The organism is Aequorivita marina (genome assembly GCF_031631895.2).
In the GTDB taxonomy this organism is placed as follows: domain Bacteria; phylum Bacteroidota; class Bacteroidia; order Flavobacteriales; family Flavobacteriaceae; genus Aequorivita; species Aequorivita marina.
Window position 1 is genome coordinate 753,527 of sequence record NZ_JAVMBW020000001.1, and the last position, 24,647, is coordinate 778,173.

Genomic DNA, 24,647 nt, shown 5'->3' on the forward strand with positions numbered 1-24,647 from the left:
GCTAAAATGAGAATGGGTTTTATTTTTTAAATCTCCTTCGGAATTGCTTCAATAAGTTTTTTCCTATTTCCCAAACTAGAGCATCCAATTGATTATGATTTAATATTGAACCCACTACGGGGTTCATGCAGAGTAGTAGCATTACAACCCTACACTGCACCGTGTTTGTGTAGGGTTATTATAATTAAACTTCTTCGGAGTATTTCAAAATTGATTAATAATAGTTATCACTAACAACACCAGAGGGGTTTAATATTGATAACCTCGAATAAAACCGAAATAAAATAAAGGTTTTATTCGAGAGAAAAACATATTCATCTAACTTTAGAACTCCAAAGGAGTTCAACTTTTTAAATCCCCTTCGGAATTGCCTCAATAAGTTTTTTTGAATATTCGGTTTGTGGGTTTTCATAAATCTCATCGGCATCACCCAGCTCCTCAATTTTCCCTTGGTTCATTACCAAAAGCTGATCAGACATATATTTAACCACTGCCAGATCGTGCGAGATAAATATATAGGTAAATCCAAAATCATTTTTTAATTCGTTAAGCAAGTTTAGCACTTGGGCCTGAACCGAAATATCCAGCGCAGATACCGACTCGTCACAAATTACAAGCTTGGGTTCTACAGCAATGGTACGAGCTATACCAACCCGCTGACGCTGGCCACCCGAAAGCTCATGCGGATACCGATAGAAGTAACTTTCATCTAAACCAACTTTATTTAATAGGGCTAAAACCTTTTGTTTTCTTTCTTTCTTATTCTTTCCCAAGTTATGCACTTCCATGGGCTCCATAAGCGCTTGACCTATCATTAATCGCGGATTTAAAGACGAATACGGATCCTGAAAAATAATCTGTATCTCCTTTCGCAACTCCCTAACTTCACTTTTAGAGAGACCCGTCAATTCCTGACCTCTATATTTTATACTGCCCGCGTTTGCTTTTTCCAATTGAAGTATGGTTTTTCCCAAAGTAGATTTTCCACAGCCAGATTCACCTACTAGCCCCAATGTCTCTCCTTCAAAAACTAAAAAGCTGATGCTATCAACGGCTTTTATTACTTCCTTTTTATCAAAAATCCCCACATTGGTAAAATAATATTTCGCCAGGTTCTCCACTTCTAAAATTGGCTGCCGGGTATAGAGCTGTTTATGCTTTTTGGCGCGTTCCGCAGGCCTTACAATTCTTGGTTTAAAACTCTCATCGGCAATAGCGGCAATGGTTGGCAGTTTTGCCAATCGCACATCTAATGCTGGTCGGGATGCTAAAAGTGCTTTGGTGTATTCGGCTGTTGGAGCAGTGAATAGTTTTTGCGTAGCAGCGGTTTCAACCATATCACCTTTATACATTACCGCTACTCGGTCTGCAATTTCGGAAACCAAACTTAAATCGTGCGAAATAAATAACATCGCCATTTTCGTTTCCTGCTGAATTGATTTTAAAAGTGAAATAATTTCCTTTTGCACAGTTACATCAAGCGCTGTAGTTGGCTCATCTGCAATAAGCAGCTTTGGCTTACAGGCTATTGCCATGGCTATCATAACCCGTTGCATTTGCCCGCCGCTTATTTGGTGCGGATAGGCATTATAGATTTCGTTTGGGCGGGGCAACTTCACTTTTTCAAATAGGGAAATAGTTTCTTTTTTTGCTTCCGCAGCACTCATTTTTAAGTGAAGTCTAAGTATTTCAGAAACCTGAAACCCACATTTTAAAGACGGGTTTAAAGCACTCATGGGTTCTTGAAAAATCATAGCTATTTCGCCCCCTCGGATTTTTCGGAAGTCTTGAGGTTTAATTTTAAGTAAATCTTCTCCTTTAAACAGAATACTTCCCGATAAATGCGCCTGATCCTTCGGAAGCAAACCCATAATGGAAAGCGACGTAACGGACTTGCCAGAGCCTGATTCACCTACAATTCCCAGAATTTCATTCTCAAAAACATTAAAGGAAATTTTATGCAATACTTCTATTACACTCTTCTTCTTTCCGAAGGAAACCGAAAGATTATTAACCGCGAGCATGGGTGGATTCTTCATTATTTTCAAAGATAAAACAATACGTGGCAATATAAATTTTAACAGCAGTTTATCGAAAAGATTCTCGTTTTATAGATTTTTCCCGCATAGTTTTTTATTTTTATTAACAATTTGAACCTTTCTATTCATTTAAATCTATTTATTATGAAAAATATTACCAAAAAACTTTTGCTCCTATTTTCGAGTATCTTTATTCTCTCGGCAGTTACCCATGCCCAAAATAAGGATAATGAAAAAAAGAGCCTAAAGCAACAAGCGAGTTTAGTGGTTTTTGATGCTTCGCACGCGTATTCCCTTCAACAGGCCAATCAAATTTTTAAAGAAGTTTTAAATCCAGCTCCGCAGACTTCTTTTTCTACAGTAAAACAAGAGCACGACCAATTAGGATTTACCCACAAAAAAATGCAACAATACTTTAACGGACTTAAAGTTGAGTTTGCTACCCTTCGCCTTAGCAGCAAAGACGGAATGGTACAGACTTTAAATTCTGCGTATTCCCCCATAGATAGCGATTTTAGCATTACACCAAGCTTAAGCAAAACGCAAGCTTTTAACAAGGCACTGGCTCATGTGGGAGCAACAAGATATATGTGGCAAAATCCAGCTGAGGCAGCAACAGCCAACAACTATACAAAACCCACAGGCGAATTAGTCATTTTTCCGGCAATGGAAAATATTTCGGAATCTAACCGGCTTGCCTATAAATTTGATATTTACGCCACCGCCCCACTGTATAGAGCCGATGTTTATATTGATGCCATTACGGGCCAGTTTATTATGGAAAACAAAAGAATCCACCACGCTAATGTTCCTGCTACGGGAACAAGCCTTTACAACGGGACTGTTTCCTTTACTGCCGATAACTCGGCTGGTTCTTATCGTTTGCGCCAAACCGCAGATGGAAATGGAATTCAAACTTATGACTTAAACAACGGCACCAATTATAACAACGCTGCTGATGTAACCAGCAACTCAACTAATTTTACTGCTAACCCCACTGGCGTACAGGCACATTTTGGAGCGGAACGCACCCATAAATATTTTAGCTCAAAGCACGGTAGGAATTCCTATAACAATGCTGGAGCAGTTATACGATCTTATGTAAGCTATTCATCAAACTATGTAAATGCTTTTTGGGATGGAAGCCGAATGACTTATGGCGATGGCGATGGTGTAAATTACGGTCCGTTGGTGTCATTAGATATTTGCGGGCACGAAATTACCCACGGGGTTACCGAGTATTCGGCCAATCTCGTTTATAGCTACCAATCTGGAGCTTTAAATGAATCGTTTTCTGATATATTTGGCGAATCCATTGAAAAATATGCCTCCGGAACCAATGATTGGCTAATGGGAGATGATATTGGAGCCGGCGGAAGCGGCGGTGCTCTGCGTTCTATGAGCAACCCAAATGCTTATGGCGATCCAGATACGTACCAAGGAACCAATTGGTATAGTGGCTCTGGAGATTCTGGTGGCGTACACATTAACTCTGGGGTTCAAAACTTCTGGTTTTATGTGTTAAGTGTAGGTAGAAGCGGAACCAATGACATCGGAAACAGTTATTCCGTTTCTGGAATTGGAATGGATAAGGCCGCGGCTATTGCCTACAGAAACCTTACGGTTTATCTAAATGCAAATTCTCAATACAGCGATGCCAGAAATGGGGCAATACAAGCGGCAATAGATTTATATGGCGCTGGAAGTCCTGAAGAAATTGCTACTACTAACGCCTGGTATGCTGTAGGAGTAGGTTCGGAATATGACGGTGGTGGAAGCGGAAACGACTATTGCGCATCGCAGGGTAACAATATAAACGATGAATATATTGGCAGGGTACAGTTAAACACCATTGACAAAACCTCAGGAGCACAGAAATATTCAGATTACACCAATATTTCAACCAGTTTAAACGAAGGCACCTCCTACACCATTACCGTTACCCCAGAATGGACCGGGACCAAGTACAACGAAGGTATAGCCGTGTGGATTGACTATAATGGCGACAAGGATTTTAATGATTCGGGAGAGCTTGTTTTTTCAAAATCTGCTTCAAAAAATAGTCCAGTTAGTGGAACGTTTACCGTACCCACTGGTACAATAGGCGCGTCAACCAGAATGCGAGTTTCAATGAAATACAACGGAATTCCTACGTCCTGCGAGACCTTTAGTTATGGCGAAGTGGAAGACTATACCATTGACCTTGGCGGAAGCGGAACAGATACACAAGCACCAACTGCACCATCAAATCTAGTTGCGTCTAATATTGCACAAACATCGGTTTCACTTTCTTGGAATGCTTCAACAGACAATGTTGGCGTTACCGGATATGATGTTTTTCAAGGAACTACGAACTTAGGTAGTGTTACGGGAACTTCAGCCAATGTTACGGGGCTTACTCCCGCTACGGCCTATTCATTTAAAGTTCGTGCCCATGATGCGGCAGGTAACAATTCAGGCTTTAGCAATACGGTAAATGTTACAACGCAATCAAATTCAGTTTCATACTGTACTTCTAAAGGGAACACCTCTAGTTATGAATGGATTGATTACGTTAGGTTAAACAATCTTACCAAATCTTCCGGAAACGATGGTGGTTATAAGGACAATACAAACCTATCTGCTAATTTGCCCTATGGTTCAAATACCATACGGATTAGCGCCGGTTTTTCAGGTAGCTCATATAGGGAATACTGGAAAATATGGATTGACTATAATCAAAACGGAACTTTTGATAGCAATGAGCTAGTAGTAAGTGGCTCATCTTACAGCAGTGCAATACTAAGAGCTAATTTCAACGTACCCACTACCGCAGTTGCTGGTCCTACACGAATGCGGGTTTCAATGAAATACAACTCGGGGCAAACAGCTTGCGAAACCTTTAGTTATGGCGAAGTGGAGGACTATACTGTTGTAATTGGAAACAATTTTGCTCCTGAAGGATTTACCAGCGATAACAGCCTGGCAACTTCAAGCATGACTCTTTATCCAAACCCTGTAAAACATACCTTGAATATTGAACTACTTGATACAGTAGGGAAAGATTATGTAATCTATAATGTAATGGGACAAGTTGTTAGCAAGGGTACATTTACTGAAAGTTTAGATGTAACGACGCTACAGAGTGGTGTTTATATGATGGAAGTAGATACCGATGGAGAAAAATTGATGAAGCGATTTGTAAAAGAATAATCTATTTACAGCATCAATAAAAATGGCCCGTTTCAAGTTTGAAACGGGCCTATTTTTTTATGATATCCAACTTATGCCTAAGCACAAAAATAGAATATCAGCGCTTGATACTACTTGCAGCTTATATCTTTTCGACATAAGTGAACGTAAATTATAGTGGATCGCCCACTTTTACATCGCATCTATGCCCGGGTTGTCCGTGTGGCGGATTTATACCTGATCCAGAAGCTGGAGCGGCATTAGAATTTGTTTTTATTGGAGTCGAATTTTTAGCACCAGAACCATTTAGAGGCGCACCTACTGGAATTTTACAACTATGGCCTGGTTGTCCGTGAGGCGGATTCATAGCTACATCGCCCGTTGCGGCATTATTGCTTGATGATGGCGCCACACTTTCAAGAGCTTGTTTTTTCTGCTCAAGCGTTGCCTCTTGTGGTGTATTTGCCTCTGCTTCTGTCGCTTGCCCGTTGTCTTTACAGGAAGTGAGCAAAGCAGCAGAAACAAAAAGAAGTGCTAGAAGTGGTTTAAATTTGAATTTTGGAAATGTCATAATAGTGTTTAGTTTGATATGACCGGTAAAACTAAGGAATTTTATAGAGAATTCCATATCTGCATTTTCATGCAAACGAAGGTCCTATACCGAACGGATTTCATCATCCGCCAAAATAGGTTCATTCCGAAGTCGTAAAAGAATCTGAGCTACGGTAATGGTGTCTTTTTCACAATACATAACAATCCTGTCTATATCTTTATCGTCGTAAAAAACGCTGTGTACTTGGCTGCCATCTATATCGTCTTTTGGGGAAGGAATTCCCAAAATATGCGCCATTAGTTTAAGCGAAGTATAGGTTTTATAATCGCCAAATTTCCATAGCTCCAAGGTATCTAAATGCGGAACTTCCCACGGTTTTTTCCCGAAGAGATCCAGTTTAAAAGGAATGTCAATGCCATTGATAATCATTCGTCTGGCAATGTAGGGAAAGTCGAATTCCTTGCCGTTGTGGGCGCACAGCAGATGATGCGGTTTGTTGAAATGTGTTTCGAGCAGATTTCTAAAGTCTTTCAAAATTTTCACCTCATCACCATAAAAACTGGTTACTCGAAAAGTACGAACATCTCCTTTTAGCACAAAGTGCCCCACCGAGATACAGACAATCATCCCGAATTCGGCCCAAATTCCAGCGCGATCATAAAACTCTTCCGCGGAAAAGTCGTTTTTACGTTGATAATGGCTTTTCGCCTCCCACAACACGCGGGTAGTATCGTCCAGCTCCTGAAAATTTTCTTCCTGCGGAACCGTTTCAATATCCAAAAACAGGATGTGTTCTAAATTTATACGCTTGATCATTGTCTAAAAATTTCAACCGGGGAGAAGATGTTTAAAGCTACAAAATATTATTGAAAGCTATTCTATGAATAATTTTAATCAATGCTAATTTGTGGTTATACCTCGCTAGTTTATGATTGCGGCAAAGCTAGGAGATACTCCGGAAGCCTCGGGATTGCGGCAGCGGAGTTTAATTATTGGCAAGCGTTTTTTGCTATTATGTAAATTACTACGATTCCAATAATGATTACATTTAAAAAAGTAAGCCGTGAGCTCCAATCCAAACTTTTCCCAATTCTCGAAAGCTTTTCACTTTCTGCCCAATATTTGGTAAAAATAATATTCCATTTTTCCAAATCTGCTTTGTCATTTGTATTTAGCGTTGCTTGCTCTTTTGCCTCACGTAAGATTTTAATTTTTTTTAATTCTCCAAAAGCAACATTCATTTTAATTTCTCGTATAAAAATTTCCCGTTTTATAAACCCACTATAAAGTATTCCACCAAAAACAGAAATTAGAGGCAAAATAAAGTACCAAGGTATGTTTTCATTTTTTGAACTCAAAGAAATCAAAACGGCGGCTAATCCAATTGAAACTCCTAAAAGCCAATTAGAATAACCCTTTAAAGAACTTTCAACTCTTTCTGTGAAAGTATAATCATCAAATATTTCTTCGAATTTTTTATTCTTTTCCATTTATTTTAATGTCTGCCATCGTTTGGTATAAACTATAAACTCCGCTAGGGCGCGATTACATCGCGTTCATTCTCAGGTTGTCAGCATTACGGCATAATCTGCATTTTGAATCTACAGCTTAAATATAATGAATTTCAGGATATCAAGATTTCTGAAGGGATTCTGTACTAAAAAAGAGGCAAAGTGAACACTGTTTTTATACTTAAACTGTGGTAAAGCCACGAGATATAATCTCGCGGCAGCGGAGTTTTTCGTGAATGCTATACCTCTTTCTGCATTCTCATTTTAATACTTTTATGCATTTTAAACTCCGATATTTAGAACAAGTCCATTGGGTTTTGGATAAACTGTTGGCAGAAGATGAATTTTGAAGGGTAATTCCATTGCTTTTAATTCAACTATTTTTTTGTCGAGCAAATCGTTTTCTGCGCAATAATTGAAAGTCAGTTTTAAATATCTACGTATTATCATTAAAGGCAAAAAATCGCCTCGAAATTTCATCCATTCCATTAAATCCTTTTTACCTTTTGAACTGTTACAAGTTCGGCAAGCAAAAATAAGGTTTTCGGCATTATCCTGACCACCATATCTTTGCGGAAAGATGTGGTCTAATGCTAATTTTTCGTTTGAGCCACAATAGTTACATATTTGACCTGTTTGTAATTTGATTTTCTCATCATCAAAGATTGTCCGCATATTCATTTTGCCGTCTTTCAATCCTTTGAATAGTTTTGCTCGAATCATATAATTGAATTTTTCGTAGTCGGCTTGTTTTCTATCGACTGCGGTGTGAGCCATTGCCAAATTTGCATATGAGTAATAAATCAATTCTCGTACAGTTTCAAATTCTTTGTTCTTCATTCAGTTTTTAATGTTTGCTCAATTTGTTTTAAATGCTATATAACAAGTAAATATACAATACAAAAAACAGAGAGAACTAGCAATAAATTATATACGGTATTGGCAGTAGTACTTTATTATTTAATCCGATTTTCATCATTCATTTTAGTCGGATTTTGTCGCGTGTCAAAGACATCATTAATTATAATTTCATTACCGATTATTCTGTAAATAAGTTTATAATGTCCACTTATTAAGTATCTATGATTTTTATTTAGAATTGTCAAGTTTGATTCAATTGGACCAGATTTCGGATTTTTTATTAGTTGTTTCGAGGATTTAAGTATTTGTTTTCTGATTTTATGAGCAAGTTTTTTATTTACTTCAATAGCATAATAATCAAAAATGTCTTTTAAATTTCTGATAGCAAAATCAGTCCAGACTATTTTCATTTTTACCAATTTGCTGATATTCTCTCTAGATCTTCTTGACTTTTTACATTGCCCTTTTTTATATCCAATTCAGATTTTTCAATTCGATTAAGTAATTCCTCGACAGTAAATGGTTTTAATTCAGGATTGTGTTCAATCTCTCTTTTTAGGATATAATTTTCCAATTTGTCAAATAATATCTCGTCCTTAATTTGGGCTAGATAAGTTATTAAGTTGAGTTTTCGAGTTTGTAAATCCATAATTCGTGTATTTAATCAAAAATACAATTTTTTCACTAGATGTTTATTTGAAAAACGATTTTCTTGTATTACTGCCAACAAGTAAATATACAAAACAAAAACCCGCCATTTTACAATGCCTCATTCTGAAGCATCTTATAAACCTCTTCAACATACACATAGAAGTCTGAGCTAAATGGTAAGGCAGTCATTTTTCCGCGTCGGTGGCCCAGCGTAACGATAATCAAATTGTCTTCGGGTATTACAATTACATATTGCCTCCGCTAATGCGCGATTATATTGCGTTCTTTCCCAAGTTGCTAGCATTACTGCATGTTCTGCATTTTGAATCTACAGCTTAAAGATAGCGAATTTCAGGATATCAAGATTTCTAAAGGGATTCTGTACTAAAAACCAGTGGCAACATAGACCTGTTTTTATACTTAAACTATGGTAAAGCCACGAGATACTCCCGACGCCTCGGGATCGCGGCAGCGGGGCTTAATTATTTAGCGTTAATAGTTTGTCTAATTCGGTTTATTTCGGATCTCAATTCACTATGGGGCCCTGCATTGAGATATAGTTTTTTCGTGATAACTCCATTCGTTCCATCATACTTTAAAACCAAATTATAAGATTTAAAAAAGGAATCTGCATAGTATTGCAAATCCACAAGTTGAGATTCTGAAATTTTAATCGTTTCCTTTTGGATTATAACTGAGTAGGTCTCAAAACTGTAAAATCCATCACTTTTTTTAATATTGGTCAATAATTTTGTACTATATACAATTCCAATAAAAAGGAGAAAAGCGAATAAGCCAGTTTGGATGATGTGAGAATCTACAGAAACACCAATCCAAACCAACCAAATAATCCCAAAGATCAGTTGACGTAATTTTTGATTTCTATATTTTTTTATCAATGCAATTTTTTTAAATTATTGCTAGCGTTTAGTATAAAAGAAGTAGGGCTGTAAATAAGCAATTTCCTTCCGGATTATCCACAAGCCAAATCTTTTGTATTTTGTTTTATATTATTCTTCTAAAGCTAAATCAAAAGATTTGGCGAACTCGCAAATACGCCTGAAACATTGGGTTTAGCAATTACTTGCCCTATTTTTTTTATACAGTGTTGCCAACCGTTTTCTGTATCAGATTATTTCTTTAGTGTTAAATACCAATATCTATAATTCCTCTTTCAATTAGAAGTAATATCATTCCAATAGCTAAAGGAATCAAAATCTGCCACCAAAATTTTTCTAAGAATAAGATAAATTTATTTGATTTTTTTTCAGTCGTTTTAAAACTATTTTTTTTATTTATCTCCGCGGTTGTTGCATTAGAAAGATTTTCACTTAAAATGTTGGGTTTTCTTTGCTGTTCTAAATTAGCAAAAGTTGTAAATTCCCAGCCTTTTTTTGTTAATCGCAGACTATACTTTCCAGATCGTTCTAATAACCCGTAGTCCTTTTCTAATGGATGTATGACTTTTTCTGCTGTTTCCCTATCTTTAAGAATATGTAATAAATCCCTTGCTGGAACGAGTTTATATTTATCGGAATTTTTAAAAAATTCAATTACTTTTTCGGCAAGGTCTTTATATTTTGGATTCATTTTTTAAATGTTTGCCAACAAGTAAATATACAAAACGCGGAGAGTTGGCGCTGTAATTAATTCGTTTTCAAATCAATGCGCGCCCCAACAATTGTCGGTGGCATCACGTTCATTCTCAGGTTGTCAGCATTACGGTGTGTTCTACAGCTTAAAGATAGCGAATTTCAGGATATCAAGATTTCTAAAGGGATTCTGTACTAAAAACCAGTGGCAACATAGACCTGTTTTTATACTTAAACTATGGTAAAGCCACGAGATACTCCCGACGCCTCGGGATCGCGGCAGCGGAGGAGCAAGTTATATGGTATTGAAATGTTGACAACCAAACATATTCCCGATAGAGTTGCCAACATTTCAACACCCCAAAATCATCATTATGAGTTAATTAAAATAAAAATATTATTTTTGAAGAACGGGATTAGTGCTTTTCATAGGATACCTTGTTAGGCAACGTTTTTATCCACGTGTTGCTTTATTTCGCTCAATTCATTTTCTTTATTTTCTTTTTCTTCTTCGATATCAAAATCATTTTGAAGACCGAGCCAGAATTTTGCAGAATTCCCAAAATATTTGCTTAATCGTAAAGCTGTGTCAGCCGTAATTCTTCGGTTTCCTTTAATAATTTCCGAAATTCTGGTTTGAGGTATTTTCAAGTCTTTGGAAAGTCGGTATGCGGTGATTTCCAACGGCTCAAGAAATTCGTAATTCAAGATTTCTCCAGGATGTACATTTGCTAACTTTTCCATTTTTATATTTTTTAATGATAATCAATTATTTGCACTTCGTTTGCGTTTCCTTTATCCCAAATGAAAATAATCCGCCATTGTTTATTAATCCGAATACTGTAAAATTCGCTTAATTTTCCGGTTAGTTTTTCCAGTCGGTTGGATGGTGGAATTCGCAAATCGGAAATATCTTGCGAGTTGTTCAACATTCTTAATTTCCTCCGTCCAACGTTTTGAATATCAATCGGCATTTTCTTAACTCGGATTCCGTTCCAAATTTGTTCGGTTTCTTTTGAACCAAAGGATAACATCATATCTTTTCACGTTACTAACGTCAAAGGTAAGCATATTTTTGAATGTTTGCAGAATTTTTTTCAAATGTTGCCTAACAAGTAAATATACAAAACAAAAAACCGCCATTTTACAATGCCTCATTCTGAAGCATCTTATAAACCTCTTCAACATACACATAGAAGTCTGAGCTAAATGGTAAGGCGGTCATTCTTCCACGTTGGTGGCCCAGCCTAACGATAAGCAAATCGTCTTCGGGTATTACAATTACATATTGCCCTAAAATACCGCGCATTGCAAAAATATCCTTCCCCATAAAATCACTTAACCAAAACCCATAACCGTATTCGGGGCTTTTGGCAAAACGTGGCTTTATTGATCTTGCTACAAAAGTTGAATCTAATAATTGCTTGCCATTCCATTTGCCATAATCTTTGTAAAGTTTCCCAAACCTCGCAAAATCGCGAGCATTACTTCCCAAGCAGCAATAAGCTTTTACCAACCTATTTTCTTTATCGTCCACTTGCCAAATAGCAGGGTTTTCAGCCCCCATAAGATTCCAAAAGTTTTTATATAAATAGTCGGCCAGGGGCATTTTCGTAGCTTTTTGAACCACCATTGCCAAAAGTTCAGTGTTTCCGCTTAAATACTTAAACTTCACGCCCGGTGTATCCACAACTTCCAGATTTAAAATAGTTTCAGATAAATTGGCGTCATAATACGCTCTAGCGGTCATGCCAAACGGATTTTTATAAGATTCGTCCCAATTTAATCCAGATGCCATAGAAGAAAGATCGCCAACGGTCAATCCTGTTTCTTTATATTGTGGATAGAAATCGCCAACGGGTTGTTCCAAGCTTTTTATAAACCCGTCGTCAATTGCTTTTCCCAATAAGGCCGAAGTGATACTCTTTGCCATTGAAAAGGAATTGGTTTGGGAGTCTTTCCCGAAATCTTCAAAATACTTTTCAAACCAAATACTGTCATTTTTGATTACCATAAAGGCTATCGTTCCCAGCTTTTCATTGGTTTCTGATAGTTTTGATGTTGCTTCAACAGTATTGTAATCTTTATGGATAGCCCAAGGCTGTGGGTTTGTACTTGCAGGAATTTTATCGTTTTCAAAATATTTAAAGTCGTTAATATAAGCTGTGGTATGGCCGTGAAGATAGACTACCCAAATGCCTTTCAAAATATACCCGTTGCCCGTAGCAAAAAGTCCTAATACCACTAGCAGCAGCAAGATAAGGATACTTATGAAAAATTTTTTAAGTGCTTTCATCTTAAAACAAACTTTGTTGTGGCGAAGGACTTTCGTGTTCCAGCAACCACTTTTTACGATGCAACCCGCCGGCATAGCCCGTAAGTGAACCATCGCTGCCAATTACCCGATGACACGGTATTATAATTGAAATAGGGTTTTTTCCATTTGCAGAAGCCGCCGCACGAATAACTTTTGGATCGCCCAACCGATTAGCCATTTCTTGATAGCTCATTGTTTTTCCGTAAGGTATTTCCTGTAGTTGCTTCCAGACGCGTTTTTGAAAATCGGTGCCTTCTAGGGCGAGTTTTAAGCTGAAATCCTTGCGTTTTCCATCAAAATATTCCTCCAACTGATGGACAGCATCTTGCAATTCTTCCGGAATTTTTTCAGAAACTGGCATAGCTTCCGCATCTTTAAAAATAACGGCCGAAAGTCCGGCTGCACTTCCTATTAGTTCCAAACCTCCCAGTGGAGATTGTATAAAAGCCTTTGTCAATTTTCACTTTCTTTTTTGGGGCTTGGCTCCTCATTTACCTGTATCCCCATTCGTTTTGCACGTTTTTCCCAATTTTTTCTTGCTTGGGCTTGCATATCTTGAATGTTATCACTTTCATCCATAATCTCTAATCCCAGCAGGGTTTCAATAATATCTTCCATAGTAACAATACCTATGGTGTTTCCAAAATCATCTACAACTGCCGCAATGTGCATGCGTTCTTTAATAAATATTTCAAACAGCTCTGGGATGGGTTTTTCAGCCGAAACAACAAAAATTTCCCGTTTTATATCGCTTAGCAGTTTATCGCCCCGATTTTCTACAATTTCCTCCAAAATATCGTCCCGAAGTACAAAACCAGAAATATTATGGGTTTTATTTTTATAAATAGGAATTCGTGAAAAACGTAGGCTTTTATGTGTTTCGTGGAATTCGGTAAGACTTTTATTTTCGTCTTCCAGCGTTACCACAGTAAAAGGCGTCATTACATCTTTAGCGTGTACACTTTTAAAGACCAAGAGATTCTTGATTACCGTGGTTTCCTTTTCCTCAAAAACGCCTTCTTCTTCGGCAGCATCGGTAATTGCCATAAACTCTTCGCGACTCATCGTACTTACATGAGCAGATTTACCAACCATTTTAGTAACAAACATCAATAGCCAAAGTATTCCAGTGTATTTCAGTGGAAAAATGATCGCTTTTAGGAACATTGCAGTAAAAGCGCCCAGTTTTTTCCAATATGTAGCTCCTATAGTTTTTGGAATAATTTCTGAAACAACCAAAATGAGAACCGTCATGATTGCCGAAACAACGCCTACAATATTCATCCCCATAAATTCTACCTTAAACGGGAGTTTTTCAGCTTGTACTCCAACTAATATTGCCCCAACGGTATGGGCGATGGTGTTAAGGGTAAGGATTGCGATTAAAGGCCTGTCAATGTCCTTTTTAAAGTTGGTCAAAGTCTTTGCATAGCCTTTACCTTCCTGTGTTTTCATTCGTAAATAGGTTGGGGTAAAGCTCAGCAGTGCGGCCTCTAAGATGGAGCATAAAAAAGAAAAGAAAATAGATAAAAGGGCATATACTATAAGTAATGTCATCTGGAATATAAAATTTTTTCTAAAATAAAGAATTTAAAAACAGTTTGTACGATAAGATTGTGTTAATTATACAAAAAAACCGCCACGATGGACGGTTTTTTTAGTCATTTTGTTATGACACTTTTAATAGCGGGATTAATTTGGCCTCCCAGCGTTTGGCGTCTTGGAGGCTAACAAACGGATCTTTGCTTAACGCATCATCTGCGTGTTCGTTATAGAAAGTGATTTCTTTCTTTCCAGTCTTTTCCTCAAATTCAAGGCCAACCCAATCTAGGGTTTTATCAGATTGCTTGACGCTCTTGGCGCGACATTTTTTTACATCTTCCATATTGACAATTTCAAAATCGCCCGAAGGATTCCTTTTTGATGTATAAACCAGTTTTTTTGAAACACTGTCTAACCCGATAACCAAATTACCGATGACATCTAAATCTGCTAATTGAATGCCGCTGTTTTGCGAACGTTGAATAACAGATTTCTTGATTTTTTTGTTGGCACTTCCTGCGCTTACAATCATATAACCCACAGGTATTGCAACCAACAACAACATAACTACCCCAATAAGGGATGCACTTATTTCCATAATAAATAATTTTTAAGATGAGTGATTTTAAATAAAGAGTGCTTCGAAAATCAATTCGAAGGCTACGAAAAAGTCATCAAAAAAATTACCAAAAGAAGTGAAAGGGAAAGAGATACCGAAAAAGAAGTTCCCGTTTGTCAGTTAACGAATATGAACAAATAAATGAAGAAGAGCTTTGAACATCTAAAAAATTCTGACTCCTATAAAAAGCTCCTACCTCGCCAGCACCCAGCTGTTCATTTTGAGAGAATGTGGGGGACAGCTCATTTATAACCTGTTCATCAAACACCAAGGGTTTGCCGCTATCATCGGCTTTCAAATCGGCATTTGCCGTTGAATGTGTTTTTTCTGAGAAAGCTATATGCGCAAAAGCCGTATTCCCGAATACCAAGAAGATGGCAATCGAGATTAACAATGTACCGATATGTTTTTCAGCAGGTTTCACGAAACAAATGTACGCGAAAATTGATTTCAAAAATATAAAGTTTTACTAATTAATCAACTTCGCTACGTCTTTTGCAAAATAGCTAGCAATCATAGAAGCTCCTGCTCTTTTAATAGCGGTAACTTGTTCTAGCATAACTGCATCATGATCTAACCATCCTTTTTCGGCTGCTGCTTTCAACATGGAATACTCGCCACTAACTTGATAAACTGCCACAGGTACGTTTACGCTGTTTTTAATTTCGCGAACAATATCCAAATAACATAGTCCTGGTTTTACCATTACAATATCGGCTCCTTCATCAATATCCATCAAGGTTTCTCGAATGGCTTCCTCTCGATTTCCAAAGTCCATCTGATAGGTTTTTTTATTCTTCGGAATATCTTTCACATCTACTGGCGCAGAATCCAATGCATCGCGGAACGGCCCATAAAATGCCGAAGCGTATTTGGCACTATAGGCCATAATTCCAGTATCAACGAAACCTTCATCTTCCAAAAGTGTTCTAATTTCGAAAATACGGCCATCCATCATATCACTTGGCGCTACAACATCTGCTCCTGCTTTGGCATGGCTCAAGGACATTTCGGCCAATACCGCGCTACTGTCGTCATTTAAAATTTTTCCGTCAGAAACAATTCCGTCATGGCCGTAGATTGAAAAAGGATCTAAAGCAACATCAGTCATAACGACCATTTCTGGCACTGCGTTTTTAACCGTTTTTATGGCGCGCTGCATCAATCCATCGGGGTTTAATGCTTCTTTTCCTGTGTTATCTTTTAGTTTATCATCAACTTTTACAAAAAGCAACACCGATTTCAGCCCAAGTTTCCAAAGCTCTTTTACTTCCTTGTCTAGCAAATCTATACTCAATCTGTAATAGTTAGGCATAGAAGCAATTTCTTCTTTAACTCCTTTCCCTTCAACAACAAAAAGTGGGACGATAAAATCTTTCGGACTTAAAATTGTTTCCCGAACCAAGCTTCGCATACTTTCACTGGTTCGCAATCTTCGGTTTCTTCTTAATGGATACATATTCTTATTTTTTATCAGGTTTGGCGCAGTCAAAACCTATTTAATATTTAAAATTTTTTAAAATCCGCTCAACTGCCACCAGCACAATTATTACCGGCCAGCACTCGAGAAGACATTTATCTAAACCCACTCTTTCGGGTTTTTTAAAACTGTAACAAGTTTTTCTTCTTCACTACCAGGCTCTGGATGAAAATTGTATTTCCATTGCACGTGCGGTGGCAAGCTCATCAAAATACTTTCAATCCGGCCGTTGGTTTTTAGTCCGAAAAGTGTGCCTTTATCATGAACAAGGTTGAATTCTACATAACGTCCACGCCTTATTTCCTGCCACGTTCTATTTGCTTCGGAATACGAAATATCTTTTCTTTTTTCAACAATAGGAAGGTAACACTCCAAAAAGCTATCGCCTATTTCGGTTACGAAGTTATACCAATCTTGCATTTTCATTGTGTCAGTTTCTTTTAAATAATCAAAGAAAAGTCCGCCAACACCTCGAGCTTCATCGCGATGAGAGTTCCAGAAATATTCGTCGCAACGTTTTTTGTAAGTGTCGTAAAACGCAGGGTTATGATTGTCGCAAGCCGTTTTACAAACTTGATGAAAATGTTCTGCATCTTCATCAAATAAATAATATGGGGTTAGATCCTGCCCTCCGCCAAACCAACTATCAACAATATTCCCTTCGGCATCATACATTTCAAAATAGCGCCAGTTTGCATGCACTGTAGGCACCATCGGGCTTTTGGGATGTAACACCAAACTGAGGCCACAGGCAAAGAAATCGGCATCTTTTACGCCAAAATATGCCTGCATGCTTTCGGGTAATTTCCCGTGGACTTCGCTAATATTTACACCGCCTTTTTCAAAAACAGCTCCGTTTTCAATTACGCGGGTTTGTCCGCCGCCACCTTCTTTACGGATCCATTTATCTTCTTGGAACTTCGCCTTCCCGTCAATTTCTTCCATGGCAGAAGTAATTTCGTTTTGTAAGTTCTTTATGTATGCAACAAATTGTTTTTTCATTAATGTTTTCGTTTTTAGACCTACAAGGAAGTCTCCTTCGTCGACAATACCTTGCAGGATGTCTTCGAGACCTTGCAGGAAGTTTAGGAAACTTTTGAGTTCTCCAAAACCCGTAATGTTTGCGTACTCGCCGCTGTTACCGAAAGCGGTAAAACCAAGATAATTCCCACAACAGGAATAAGCAGCATTAGCATAAAAACAATACCGTTCCCAATTGCTAATCCTCTGTTTCGGCGTACAAATTGAATGCTTTCAGCGTATTTAAAATGTCTTTCCAAGGTGTAATCCATATTCCCGAAACCTGCATAATAACTTTGTACTAAGAACAAAAGAACCGTCGATATTATTCCAACCACCGGAATAAAACCAATCAAAATAATTGGAATGGTAAACAGCAATTCCAACAACAGATTTCGAACATTTAGCCGCACACCTCGCCATAATTGGCCGGCGTTGGTAGTGTTTCTGTGCGAATGGTCTATCTCATTTACTCCGTATAAGTGCTTTTCAATCTTTTCAGAAACCGGACTCATAAACGGAGCACTGAGAGCCATTACAATATGGCGGTAAAGTATAAGCCCCACAGCAATTATCAAAAGGCCTCCAATAAAATCACTGATCGTTCTAAAGGTTTCCGAACCCCATTCCCAAAACCAAACTTTTGAAATAAAAGCACCCAGGTTATCACTTAGCCCCCACGCTAAAAACCCAATGGAAACCGCAGTAATAAAACTGATGGCCATGGGCACACCAAAATACTTCCAAAGCCCAAGTTTCTTAATGAGTTTTATAGTGCCCGTGTATGCTTTTATGCCTTTTAGAATGTTTTTTATCATGTATCAATTTCAAATCTCAACTTTCAATATAAACTAATTTATTTTCAAAGCTTTCAACCGCATCTACCGTTTCAACTCTTTTAGCTTCCAAAGCTTTTTCTTTCAAAAACGAAACAATTTCTTCTTCCGTTTTATTTTTCACATCTTTATAAAAAGCAAGCCCCACTTGGTTGTTGTGCAAATCCATTGCTCGATCTAAAGGTTTATTCGGCGAAAAATCTTCATGCCAATCGGTGAATTTCTTCGCCCAAGAAACTGCTTTCTCTTCATTATTCTTCCATTTTAAACATTTTCGGGTTATCAAAATCACCCAAAGTGCATGTCTAAAAGCATTGGCGGGATTGCTTAAGTGATGTTTACTTCCGTACTCCCGCTGAGCAATGTTCATACAATCTTTAGTAGCAAAAATTGTAGGAATGGTGTATAGCGGATTCCTAAGAAAAAGACCAAGCAACCCAAAGAGTTGCTTAAAATCTAAATTATTAAAAATCCGCCAAAGCATTTAATCTTGTTTATATTCTTTAACCGCTTCAATAAAAGCACCTGCATTTTCCAATGGAATATTGGGTAAAATTCCATGACCTAAATTTACAATATATCGGTCTTTTCCAAATTCATCAATCATCTTTTTTACCATCTTTTTTATTTCTGACGGCGGACTAAAAAGTCTAGTTGGATCAAAATTTCCTTGTAGTGTAATTTTTCCACCGCTTAAATACCGCGCATTTTTTGGCGAGCAAGTCCAATCTACACCTAAAGCAGAAGCGCCACTTTTAGCCATGGTATCTAAAGCAAACCAGCAACCTTTTCCGAAAGCAATTACAGGAGCTTCATCTTTTAAAGCGTCTATAATTTGCTGGATATATTGCCAACTAAATTCTTGATAATCGGTTGGCGAAAGCATGCCACCCCAACTGTCAAAAACCTGCAAGGCATTAACCCCAGCTTTTACTTTTTCTTTTAAGTATAAGATGGTGGTGTCGGTAATTTTCTGAAGTAATTCGTGCGCCGCAACAGGTTGTGTAAAGCAGAATTCCTTCGCTTTATCAAAATTCTTACTTCCCTGCCCTTGTACGCAATAGCAAAGAATAGTCCACGGACTACCAGCAAAACCAATCAACGGGACCTCATCGTTCAATTTTTCTTTAGTCATTTTTATGGCGTCCATTACATAGCCAAGACTGTCATTTATATCTGGAACAATAACGCGTTCCAAGTCTTTTTGAGAACGAATTGGCTCTGGTAACCACGGTCCAACCCCGGGTTTCATCTCTACATGAATGTTCATTGCCTGCGGAATCACCAAAATATCGCAAAACAAAATGGCAGCATCCATCCCGTATCTTCTAATGGGTTGCACGGTTATTTCGCTGGCGAGTTCAGGAGTCTGGCAACGGGTAAAAAAGTCGTATTTCGCCTTAATCTCCATAAATTCTGGCAGATACCTGCCGGCTTGCCGCATCATCCAAACAGGCGGTCGCTCCACGGTTTCTCCGCGAAGGGCTTTTAAAAATAAATCGTTTTTAATCATAATGTTCTTCCGTACTTCGACTTCGCTCCTTGTAAACTTCAGCAGAAATCTATTTATTAGTTATTTAAATCATTTTAAGACCTACAAGAATTGCTCCTTCCGCGTTCATACCTTGTAGGTTAGGTCAACACTTTCACCGCTTTTGCAATCACACTTTCAACGGTTGTGGAATTTGAAATGACCACATTATCCGTGTATTTCTTTGCTTCGGAAGCGGTTGTGGTTCCTATGCAAACTACTTTAGGAAAACCTACAAGGATCGCTCGTTTCTCGCTCATACCTCGCAGGTTAGCCTCAAAAAAACTTCTTACGCCACTTGGGCTAAAAAACAATATTGCATCAAACTGCCTTTCAAACTTTTTCGGGCTTAAAGTTGTTTTGTAAACATTTATTTCTTCAAACGAAACATTATTTTTACTTAGAACTGAAGGAATTACATCACTTCGAATATTTCCGCAGAAAAAGTAAAAATGCTCGTTTTTGTGGTTTTCTACTAAATACGGCGCCAATTCTGAAGCATATTCGGTCATTTTAACCACTTTTGCTCCGTTTTTCTCTAAAAGTGCTTTTGTTTTTTGGCCTACACAATAACAGTTGGCTACGGAATTAAGACCGAGCGTATTCTCGATACCCGAACGGACATTAGAGACGAATGAATGCACACCATTTTGACTTGTAAATATGGCATTCTCAATATTTAAGGGCGTTTTAAACGTTAAAGGTTCAATTTGTATTGCATTGTATTCTACCAAAGAAACCCCAGCATTTATCAGCAATCCCCGCTGAGAAGAAGTTAATTTTTTGGTGGAGAGAACGCTTTTCATCGCAACACTTTTAGGAGCCTACTTATTTGTACGTTTTTTAATTTTGGCCATTAATTCCTTTCCGCCATTTTGAAGGATTTCTTGAGCACAATTTTTACCTAGAGTCAGGCCCAAAAGTGGTTGTGCTGAGTTTCCCGAAGCAGGGCCTCCCTCGTTGCCAACACCTTGCAGCTCAAGGTCTTTTATATTAACACTCTTTTCAACTTCGAGCATTTCTTTTCCATCTAATGAAAACAAGCAGCCCTTAAACATGATTTTTTCCTGAATAATTTCTGCAAAAGCGCCAATGGGTGCGGTACATCCTCCTTCTAAGGTGTTTAAAAATTGGCGTTCTATATGGGTACAAATGTCTGAAGCGGTATGGTTTAATTTTGAAGTAGCTTCAATTGAAAACGGATCATTTTCCATAGCCACTATTACCATTGCTCCTTGTGCCGGCGCAGGAATCATCCAATCTAAATTGATATATTTTTTTGGCAGCACATTGATTCTTTCTAAACCGGCTTTTGCAAAAATTGCACCTTCCCAGTTATTGTCTTTTAACTTTTGAAGTCTGGTATTTACATTGCCGCGTATGTCAACAACTTTGTGGTTAGGATACCTGTGAAGCCATTGGGCTTGCCTACGAAGGCTTCCTGTGGCAATTGTACACGGTTTTTCAAAATCTGCATCAGTTTCAGTCACCAAAATATCTTCTGAAGTGGCTCGTTCCAAAACGGCAGTTTGCATTATACCTTTAGGCAATAACGTAGGTACATCTTTCATGCTATGAACGGCAATATCTACCATTCCATTAATCATGGCAACATCTAAAGTTTTAGTAAAAATACCGGTGATTCCCATTTCGTACAGCGGCTTGTCTAAGACAATATCGCCCTGTGATTTTACGGGAACGAGTTCTGTTTTGTACCCTAAAGCCTCAAGCTTCCTTTTTACGGTATTGGCTTGCCAAAGTGCAAGTTCACTGTCGCGGGTTCCAATGCGGATTGTTTTTTTCAAGTCTAAGCAGTTTCAAGTTGAAAGACCCTGCGAATAAGCTCAATACTTTCGGCAGAACCTTCTTCACCTTTTAAGTGGTTGGCAAAATGGGTAGTAACTTTTTGGATAAGACGATCGCTAATTATTTCGGCTTGCTCTTCATTAAAGTCAGCGATTTTTTTTCGCTGATAATCCAATTCGCCTTCCTTTATTTCGGTAAGTTTAAGTTTTAGTGCTCTAATAGTTGGCGCAAACTTTCTATGGTCTGCCCATTTATTAAAATCGTTCTCAATTTCGGCAATTATTTTTTTAGCTAGTGGCAACTGTGAGGCCCGTTGTTGAAGCGTTTCATTGGTTAACGCTGAAAGCTCGTCTAAATGAACCAAGTTTACCAGCTGATGATCTAAAACGTCTTCCGAAACATTTTTCGGGATTGAAAGATCGAGAATCAAAAGCGGTTTTGTTAGCTTTAATAGCGCTTTTGAAATAGTAGGATTCTGCGCCCCCGTTGCTACAATAAGAACATCGGTTTGAGAAATTTCATCTTGGATATTCGCATAATCCCTAACCAGCAAATTGAATTTCCCTCCAACTTTTTCGGCTTTCTCCTTGGTGCGGTTTATAAGGGTTATATGATCGTTCTTGGTGTGTTTTATAAGGTTTTCGCAGGTGTTTCTTCCTATTTTACCAGTTCCAAAAAGCAAGATGTTCTTTTCAGAAATATCTGGAACCTGCGCCATAATATACTGTACGGCCGCAAAGCTTACGGAAGTGGCGCCCGAGGAGATCTTCGTTTCATTTTTAATACGCTTGCTCGCCTGAATAACTGCGTTTATAAGGCGCTCCATAAACGGATTAACGATATCGTGTTTTTTAGATTTTCGGAATGCATTACGAAGCTGACTTATAATTTCAAAGTCACCTAAAATCTGACTATCCAAGCCAGTACCAACGTTAAAAAGGTGAGAAACCGCATCGCGATTTTTATAAATGTAAGCTACTTTATCAAATTCCTCAACACTACCATTGGTGTACTCGCAAAGCAATTTTATAAGTTGAAAAGGATGCTGGGCAAAACCGTAAAGTTCGGTTCTGTTGCAAGTAGAAATAACCGCTAATGAAGGAACGCCATCAATTTTTGCTTGGCTAAGAATTTGCTGTTTGGCCGTATCGTCAATACTAAACCGCCCGCGCAGTTCTGCATCAGCTTTTTTATAATTGAGACCAATGACGTAAAAATTGCCTTCAAGACTTTCGCCAGAATATGATTTTAGATTATTTTTCATCCACAAAGTATATTTGAGCCGTAGAAAACAGGAACAGCCGAATTGCTCGATTTGGAAGAATTATAAAGTGTAGGTAGCTGTTTCATATCAAAGAGTAGCAAATGTACGGGCATTGCTTTTTAAAATATATCGCTAGCGGCATCTTTTATAACGCTCGGTGTTAAATTTGGATTAATTTATATTTTTACCCGCTGCAAATGCCCTAAATTCGCACTATTACATCAAATATAAAGCAATTTTATTTAGAACAATTCTAAATAAAATCATTTCAAAATCACCATGGATTCAGAAAAAAACAACGCTCAAGGATTTTACGAAGAAGTACTTTTAGAAGATGGCTTTTTTATTTTAAAGTTTCACAACAACACAACTAAAAGCCAAGTTTACAAGCGTGAGGTAGTTACAAGTTTTATCCAGTTTCACTTTTGTATAAAAGGCGCTGCTTCCTTTGCTTTTAACAAGGGGCAATACAAACTTCCAATTCAGGAAAATCATTCCTTATTGCTATACAATCCGCAACGGGATCTTCCCATAGCGCTAGAGCTTGAAAAAAATGCAAGTGTACTATCCATTTTACTTCCCATTAGTAAGTTACACGGATTCTTTTCTTCGGAAGCAAACTATATAACCTTTCTGAGCGCCGAAAATAAAGATCGTAAGTATTATAAAGAAGATCGCATTTCGCCTTCAAAAGCCATTGTGCTTAATCAATTAATGAATTACAGCCTTCATCCAAGCATCAAGCCTTTGTATTTTAAAGGAAAGGCTTATGAGTTATTAAGCCTGTATTTTAATCGTCCCGAAAATGCAGATGTTGAGCAATGTCCTTTTCTTGCAGATGAAGAGAATGTGCTAAAAATAAAAAAGGCAAAAGAGATCATAATTTCAAGAATGGCAGAGCCTCCCAGCCTCCAAGAATTGGCCGATGAAATTAACTTGCCAATTAACCGATTAAAAGAAGGGTTTAAACAGGTTTATGGCGATTCGGTATTTAGCTTTCTATTTGACTATAAAATGGAGGTTGCCCGGCAACTTTTAGCCACAGGATCTTATAACGTTAACGAGGTGGGACTAAAAATTGGGTATAGCGCCTCAAGCCATTTTATTGCGGCATTCAAAAAGAAATTTGGCACTACCCCTAAGAAATTTTTGATGGGGCTAAACGTTTAAATAAATTGTAAAAACCAAAGTGTACTAATGGCTGTAGAACCTAAACTAGTAAAAACCATATTTAAAGACCTCTCCTTTACTACAACTGAAAATGAGTTGCTAGCGCATAGCTTTAAAAGGCTAGAGCTCTCCAAGCACAATTTGCTGTTAGAAGCCGGACAGCAGGTAAACGACCAATATTTTGTGGCCTCTGGATGTTTACGCACCTATTACATAGACCCTGACGGGAAAGAACACACGGTTCAGTTTGCTGTTGAAGATTGGTGGATAAGTGATTATACTGCCTTTTTTAATTCTAGCCAAGCGGCAATGCATATTGAATGTATACAAGATTCAACACTCTTTAAAATAACTAAAAACGAGATGGAAGCACTTTATTTGGCTATGCCAAAACTAGAATCTTATTTTCGTAAAAAGATGGAACGTGCCTTTTCTTCCTTTCAAAAAAGAATTATTTCCAACTTAGCTCAGTCTGCCTCAGAACGATATTTAAACTTTATTCACACCTACCCAAATATAGAGCAAAGCGTAAAAAACTACCATATTGCTTCGTATTTAGGCATTACAACTCAAAGCCTTAGCCGTATTCGCAAAGAGTTAGCCCAAGGCTAGTTTATTACCATAGGTCAATTTTTTTGTCGATAGCGTGCATTATCTTTGCTCCCGACAAAAAAGTAGGTTTAA

The 24,647-nt window shown here is 37.8% G+C and carries 27 protein-coding genes; 3 read left to right on the forward strand and 24 right to left on the reverse strand.

Translation table 11 applies throughout. The features are described from left to right. Positions 1–350: 350 nt before the first annotated feature. Positions 351–2,039: an ABC transporter ATP-binding protein gene (locus QPK98_RS03400; RefSeq protein ID WP_310991598.1), complete on the reverse strand. Its 1,689-nt coding sequence runs from the start codon at positions 2,037–2,039 to the stop codon at positions 351–353. 144 nt (positions 2,040–2,183) lie between these two features. Between QPK98_RS03400 and QPK98_RS03405 the strand changes: the two genes are divergently transcribed. Beyond that, on the forward strand, positions 2,184–5,231 hold the full coding sequence (locus tag QPK98_RS03405; RefSeq protein ID WP_310991599.1) for a M4 family metallopeptidase: 3,048 nt from the start codon (positions 2,184–2,186) through the stop codon (positions 5,229–5,231). 151 nt (positions 5,232–5,382) lie between these two features. On the opposite strand, the gene QPK98_RS03410 is transcribed toward QPK98_RS03405, so the two are convergent. From QPK98_RS03410 to hemA, 23 genes are all read right to left on the reverse strand, one after another. Next, the gene (locus QPK98_RS03410; RefSeq protein ID WP_310991600.1) at positions 5,383–5,781 is read right to left on the reverse strand and encodes a hypothetical protein; all 399 of its coding nucleotides are present in this window, start codon (positions 5,779–5,781) and stop codon (positions 5,383–5,385) included. Between the two features lie 84 nt (positions 5,782–5,865). Further along, positions 5,866–6,579 carry a 3'-5' exonuclease gene (locus tag QPK98_RS03415; protein ID WP_310991602.1) on the reverse strand — a complete coding sequence of 238 codons (714 nt, stop codon included), beginning with the start codon at positions 6,577–6,579 and terminating at the stop codon, positions 5,866–5,868. 173 nt (positions 6,580–6,752) lie between these two features. Next, complete coding sequence (locus QPK98_RS03420) at positions 6,753–7,253, reverse strand: hypothetical protein (protein WP_310991603.1); 501 nt, start codon at positions 7,251–7,253, stop codon at positions 6,753–6,755. Between the two features lie 303 nt (positions 7,254–7,556). After that, a complete protein-coding gene (locus QPK98_RS03425) occupies positions 7,557–8,114 on the reverse strand; it encodes an HNH endonuclease (protein WP_310991604.1) in 558 nt (185 codons plus the stop codon). 116 nt (positions 8,115–8,230) lie between these two features. Further along, the gene (locus tag QPK98_RS03430; protein ID WP_310991605.1) at positions 8,231–8,545 is read right to left on the reverse strand and encodes a type II toxin-antitoxin system RelE/ParE family toxin; all 315 of its coding nucleotides are present in this window, start codon (positions 8,543–8,545) and stop codon (positions 8,231–8,233) included. Between the two features lie 2 nt (positions 8,546–8,547). Next, positions 8,548–8,784 carry a hypothetical protein gene (locus QPK98_RS03435; RefSeq protein WP_310991606.1) on the reverse strand — a complete coding sequence of 79 codons (237 nt, stop codon included), beginning with the start codon at positions 8,782–8,784 and terminating at the stop codon, positions 8,548–8,550. Between the two features lie 484 nt (positions 8,785–9,268). Continuing rightward, positions 9,269–9,685 carry a hypothetical protein gene (locus QPK98_RS03440; protein WP_310991608.1) on the reverse strand — a complete coding sequence of 139 codons (417 nt, stop codon included), beginning with the start codon at positions 9,683–9,685 and terminating at the stop codon, positions 9,269–9,271. A gap of 247 nt (positions 9,686–9,932) precedes the next feature. Beyond that, entirely contained in the window at positions 9,933–10,376 is a 444-nt protein-coding gene (locus tag QPK98_RS03445) for a hypothetical protein (RefSeq protein ID WP_310991609.1), read from the reverse strand. Between the two features lie 443 nt (positions 10,377–10,819). Continuing rightward, complete coding sequence (locus QPK98_RS03450; RefSeq protein WP_310991610.1) at positions 10,820–11,122, reverse strand: HigA family addiction module antitoxin; 303 nt, start codon at positions 11,120–11,122, stop codon at positions 10,820–10,822. Between the two features lie 11 nt (positions 11,123–11,133). Next, positions 11,134–11,415 (reverse strand): type II toxin-antitoxin system RelE/ParE family toxin, encoded by a 282-nt coding sequence (locus tag QPK98_RS03455; protein ID WP_310991611.1) that lies wholly within the window; start codon positions 11,413–11,415, stop codon positions 11,134–11,136. 107 nt (positions 11,416–11,522) lie between these two features. Further along, positions 11,523–12,674, reverse strand: coding sequence for a serine hydrolase domain-containing protein (locus QPK98_RS03460; RefSeq protein ID WP_310991612.1), 1,152 nt, complete (start codon positions 12,672–12,674; stop codon positions 11,523–11,525). Between the two features lies 1 nt (position 12,675). Beyond that, a complete protein-coding gene (locus tag QPK98_RS03465) occupies positions 12,676–13,152 on the reverse strand; it encodes a methylated-DNA--[protein]-cysteine S-methyltransferase (protein ID WP_310991613.1) in 477 nt (158 codons plus the stop codon). Continuing rightward, complete coding sequence (locus QPK98_RS03470) at positions 13,149–14,252, reverse strand: CNNM domain-containing protein (RefSeq protein WP_310991614.1); 1,104 nt, start codon at positions 14,250–14,252, stop codon at positions 13,149–13,151. Before QPK98_RS03470 ends, QPK98_RS03465 begins: the two co-directional genes overlap by 4 nt. 112 nt (positions 14,253–14,364) lie before the next feature. After that, positions 14,365–14,835 carry a hypothetical protein gene (locus QPK98_RS03475; protein ID WP_310991615.1) on the reverse strand — a complete coding sequence of 157 codons (471 nt, stop codon included), beginning with the start codon at positions 14,833–14,835 and terminating at the stop codon, positions 14,365–14,367. A gap of 85 nt (positions 14,836–14,920) precedes the next feature. Beyond that, entirely contained in the window at positions 14,921–15,310 is a 390-nt protein-coding gene (locus tag QPK98_RS03480; protein WP_310991616.1) for a hypothetical protein, read from the reverse strand. A 15-nt stretch (positions 15,311–15,325) separates the two neighbouring features. Continuing rightward, complete coding sequence (gene hemB, locus QPK98_RS03485) at positions 15,326–16,315, reverse strand: porphobilinogen synthase (RefSeq protein ID WP_310991617.1); 990 nt, start codon at positions 16,313–16,315, stop codon at positions 15,326–15,328. A 120-nt stretch (positions 16,316–16,435) separates the two neighbouring features. After that, positions 16,436–17,338, reverse strand: a complete 903-nt coding sequence (gene hemF, locus QPK98_RS03490) for an oxygen-dependent coproporphyrinogen oxidase (protein WP_310991618.1) — start codon at positions 17,336–17,338, stop codon at positions 16,436–16,438. Between the two features lie 83 nt (positions 17,339–17,421). Then, entirely contained in the window at positions 17,422–18,174 is a 753-nt protein-coding gene (locus QPK98_RS03495) for an EI24 domain-containing protein (protein ID WP_310991619.1), read from the reverse strand. Positions 18,175–18,190: 16 nt separating this feature from the next. Further along, positions 18,191–18,676, reverse strand: coding sequence for a DUF6973 domain-containing protein (locus QPK98_RS03500; RefSeq protein ID WP_310991620.1), 486 nt, complete (start codon positions 18,674–18,676; stop codon positions 18,191–18,193). Continuing rightward, positions 18,677–19,705 carry a uroporphyrinogen decarboxylase gene (gene hemE, locus QPK98_RS03505; RefSeq protein ID WP_310991621.1) on the reverse strand — a complete coding sequence of 343 codons (1,029 nt, stop codon included), beginning with the start codon at positions 19,703–19,705 and terminating at the stop codon, positions 18,677–18,679. Positions 19,706–19,824: 119 nt separating this feature from the next. After that, positions 19,825–20,529, reverse strand: coding sequence for a uroporphyrinogen-III synthase (locus QPK98_RS03510; protein WP_310991622.1), 705 nt, complete (start codon positions 20,527–20,529; stop codon positions 19,825–19,827). An 18-nt stretch (positions 20,530–20,547) separates the two neighbouring features. Continuing rightward, entirely contained in the window at positions 20,548–21,528 is a 981-nt protein-coding gene (gene hemC / locus QPK98_RS03515) for a hydroxymethylbilane synthase (protein ID WP_310991623.1), read from the reverse strand. A 2-nt stretch (positions 21,529–21,530) separates the two neighbouring features. After that, a complete protein-coding gene (hemA, locus tag QPK98_RS03520) occupies positions 21,531–22,793 on the reverse strand; it encodes a glutamyl-tRNA reductase (RefSeq protein WP_310991624.1) in 1,263 nt (420 codons plus the stop codon). A 279-nt stretch (positions 22,794–23,072) separates the two neighbouring features. Here hemA and QPK98_RS03525 point away from each other — a divergent pair, with 279 nt between their 5' ends. Together QPK98_RS03525 and QPK98_RS03530 are read left to right on the forward strand one after the other, a co-directional pair. Next, positions 23,073–23,963: a helix-turn-helix transcriptional regulator gene (locus tag QPK98_RS03525; RefSeq protein WP_310991625.1), complete on the forward strand. Its 891-nt coding sequence runs from the start codon at positions 23,073–23,075 to the stop codon at positions 23,961–23,963. 27 nt (positions 23,964–23,990) lie between these two features. Further along, complete coding sequence (locus QPK98_RS03530; protein ID WP_310991626.1) at positions 23,991–24,575, forward strand: Crp/Fnr family transcriptional regulator; 585 nt, start codon at positions 23,991–23,993, stop codon at positions 24,573–24,575. Positions 24,576–24,647 lie beyond the last annotated feature (72 nt).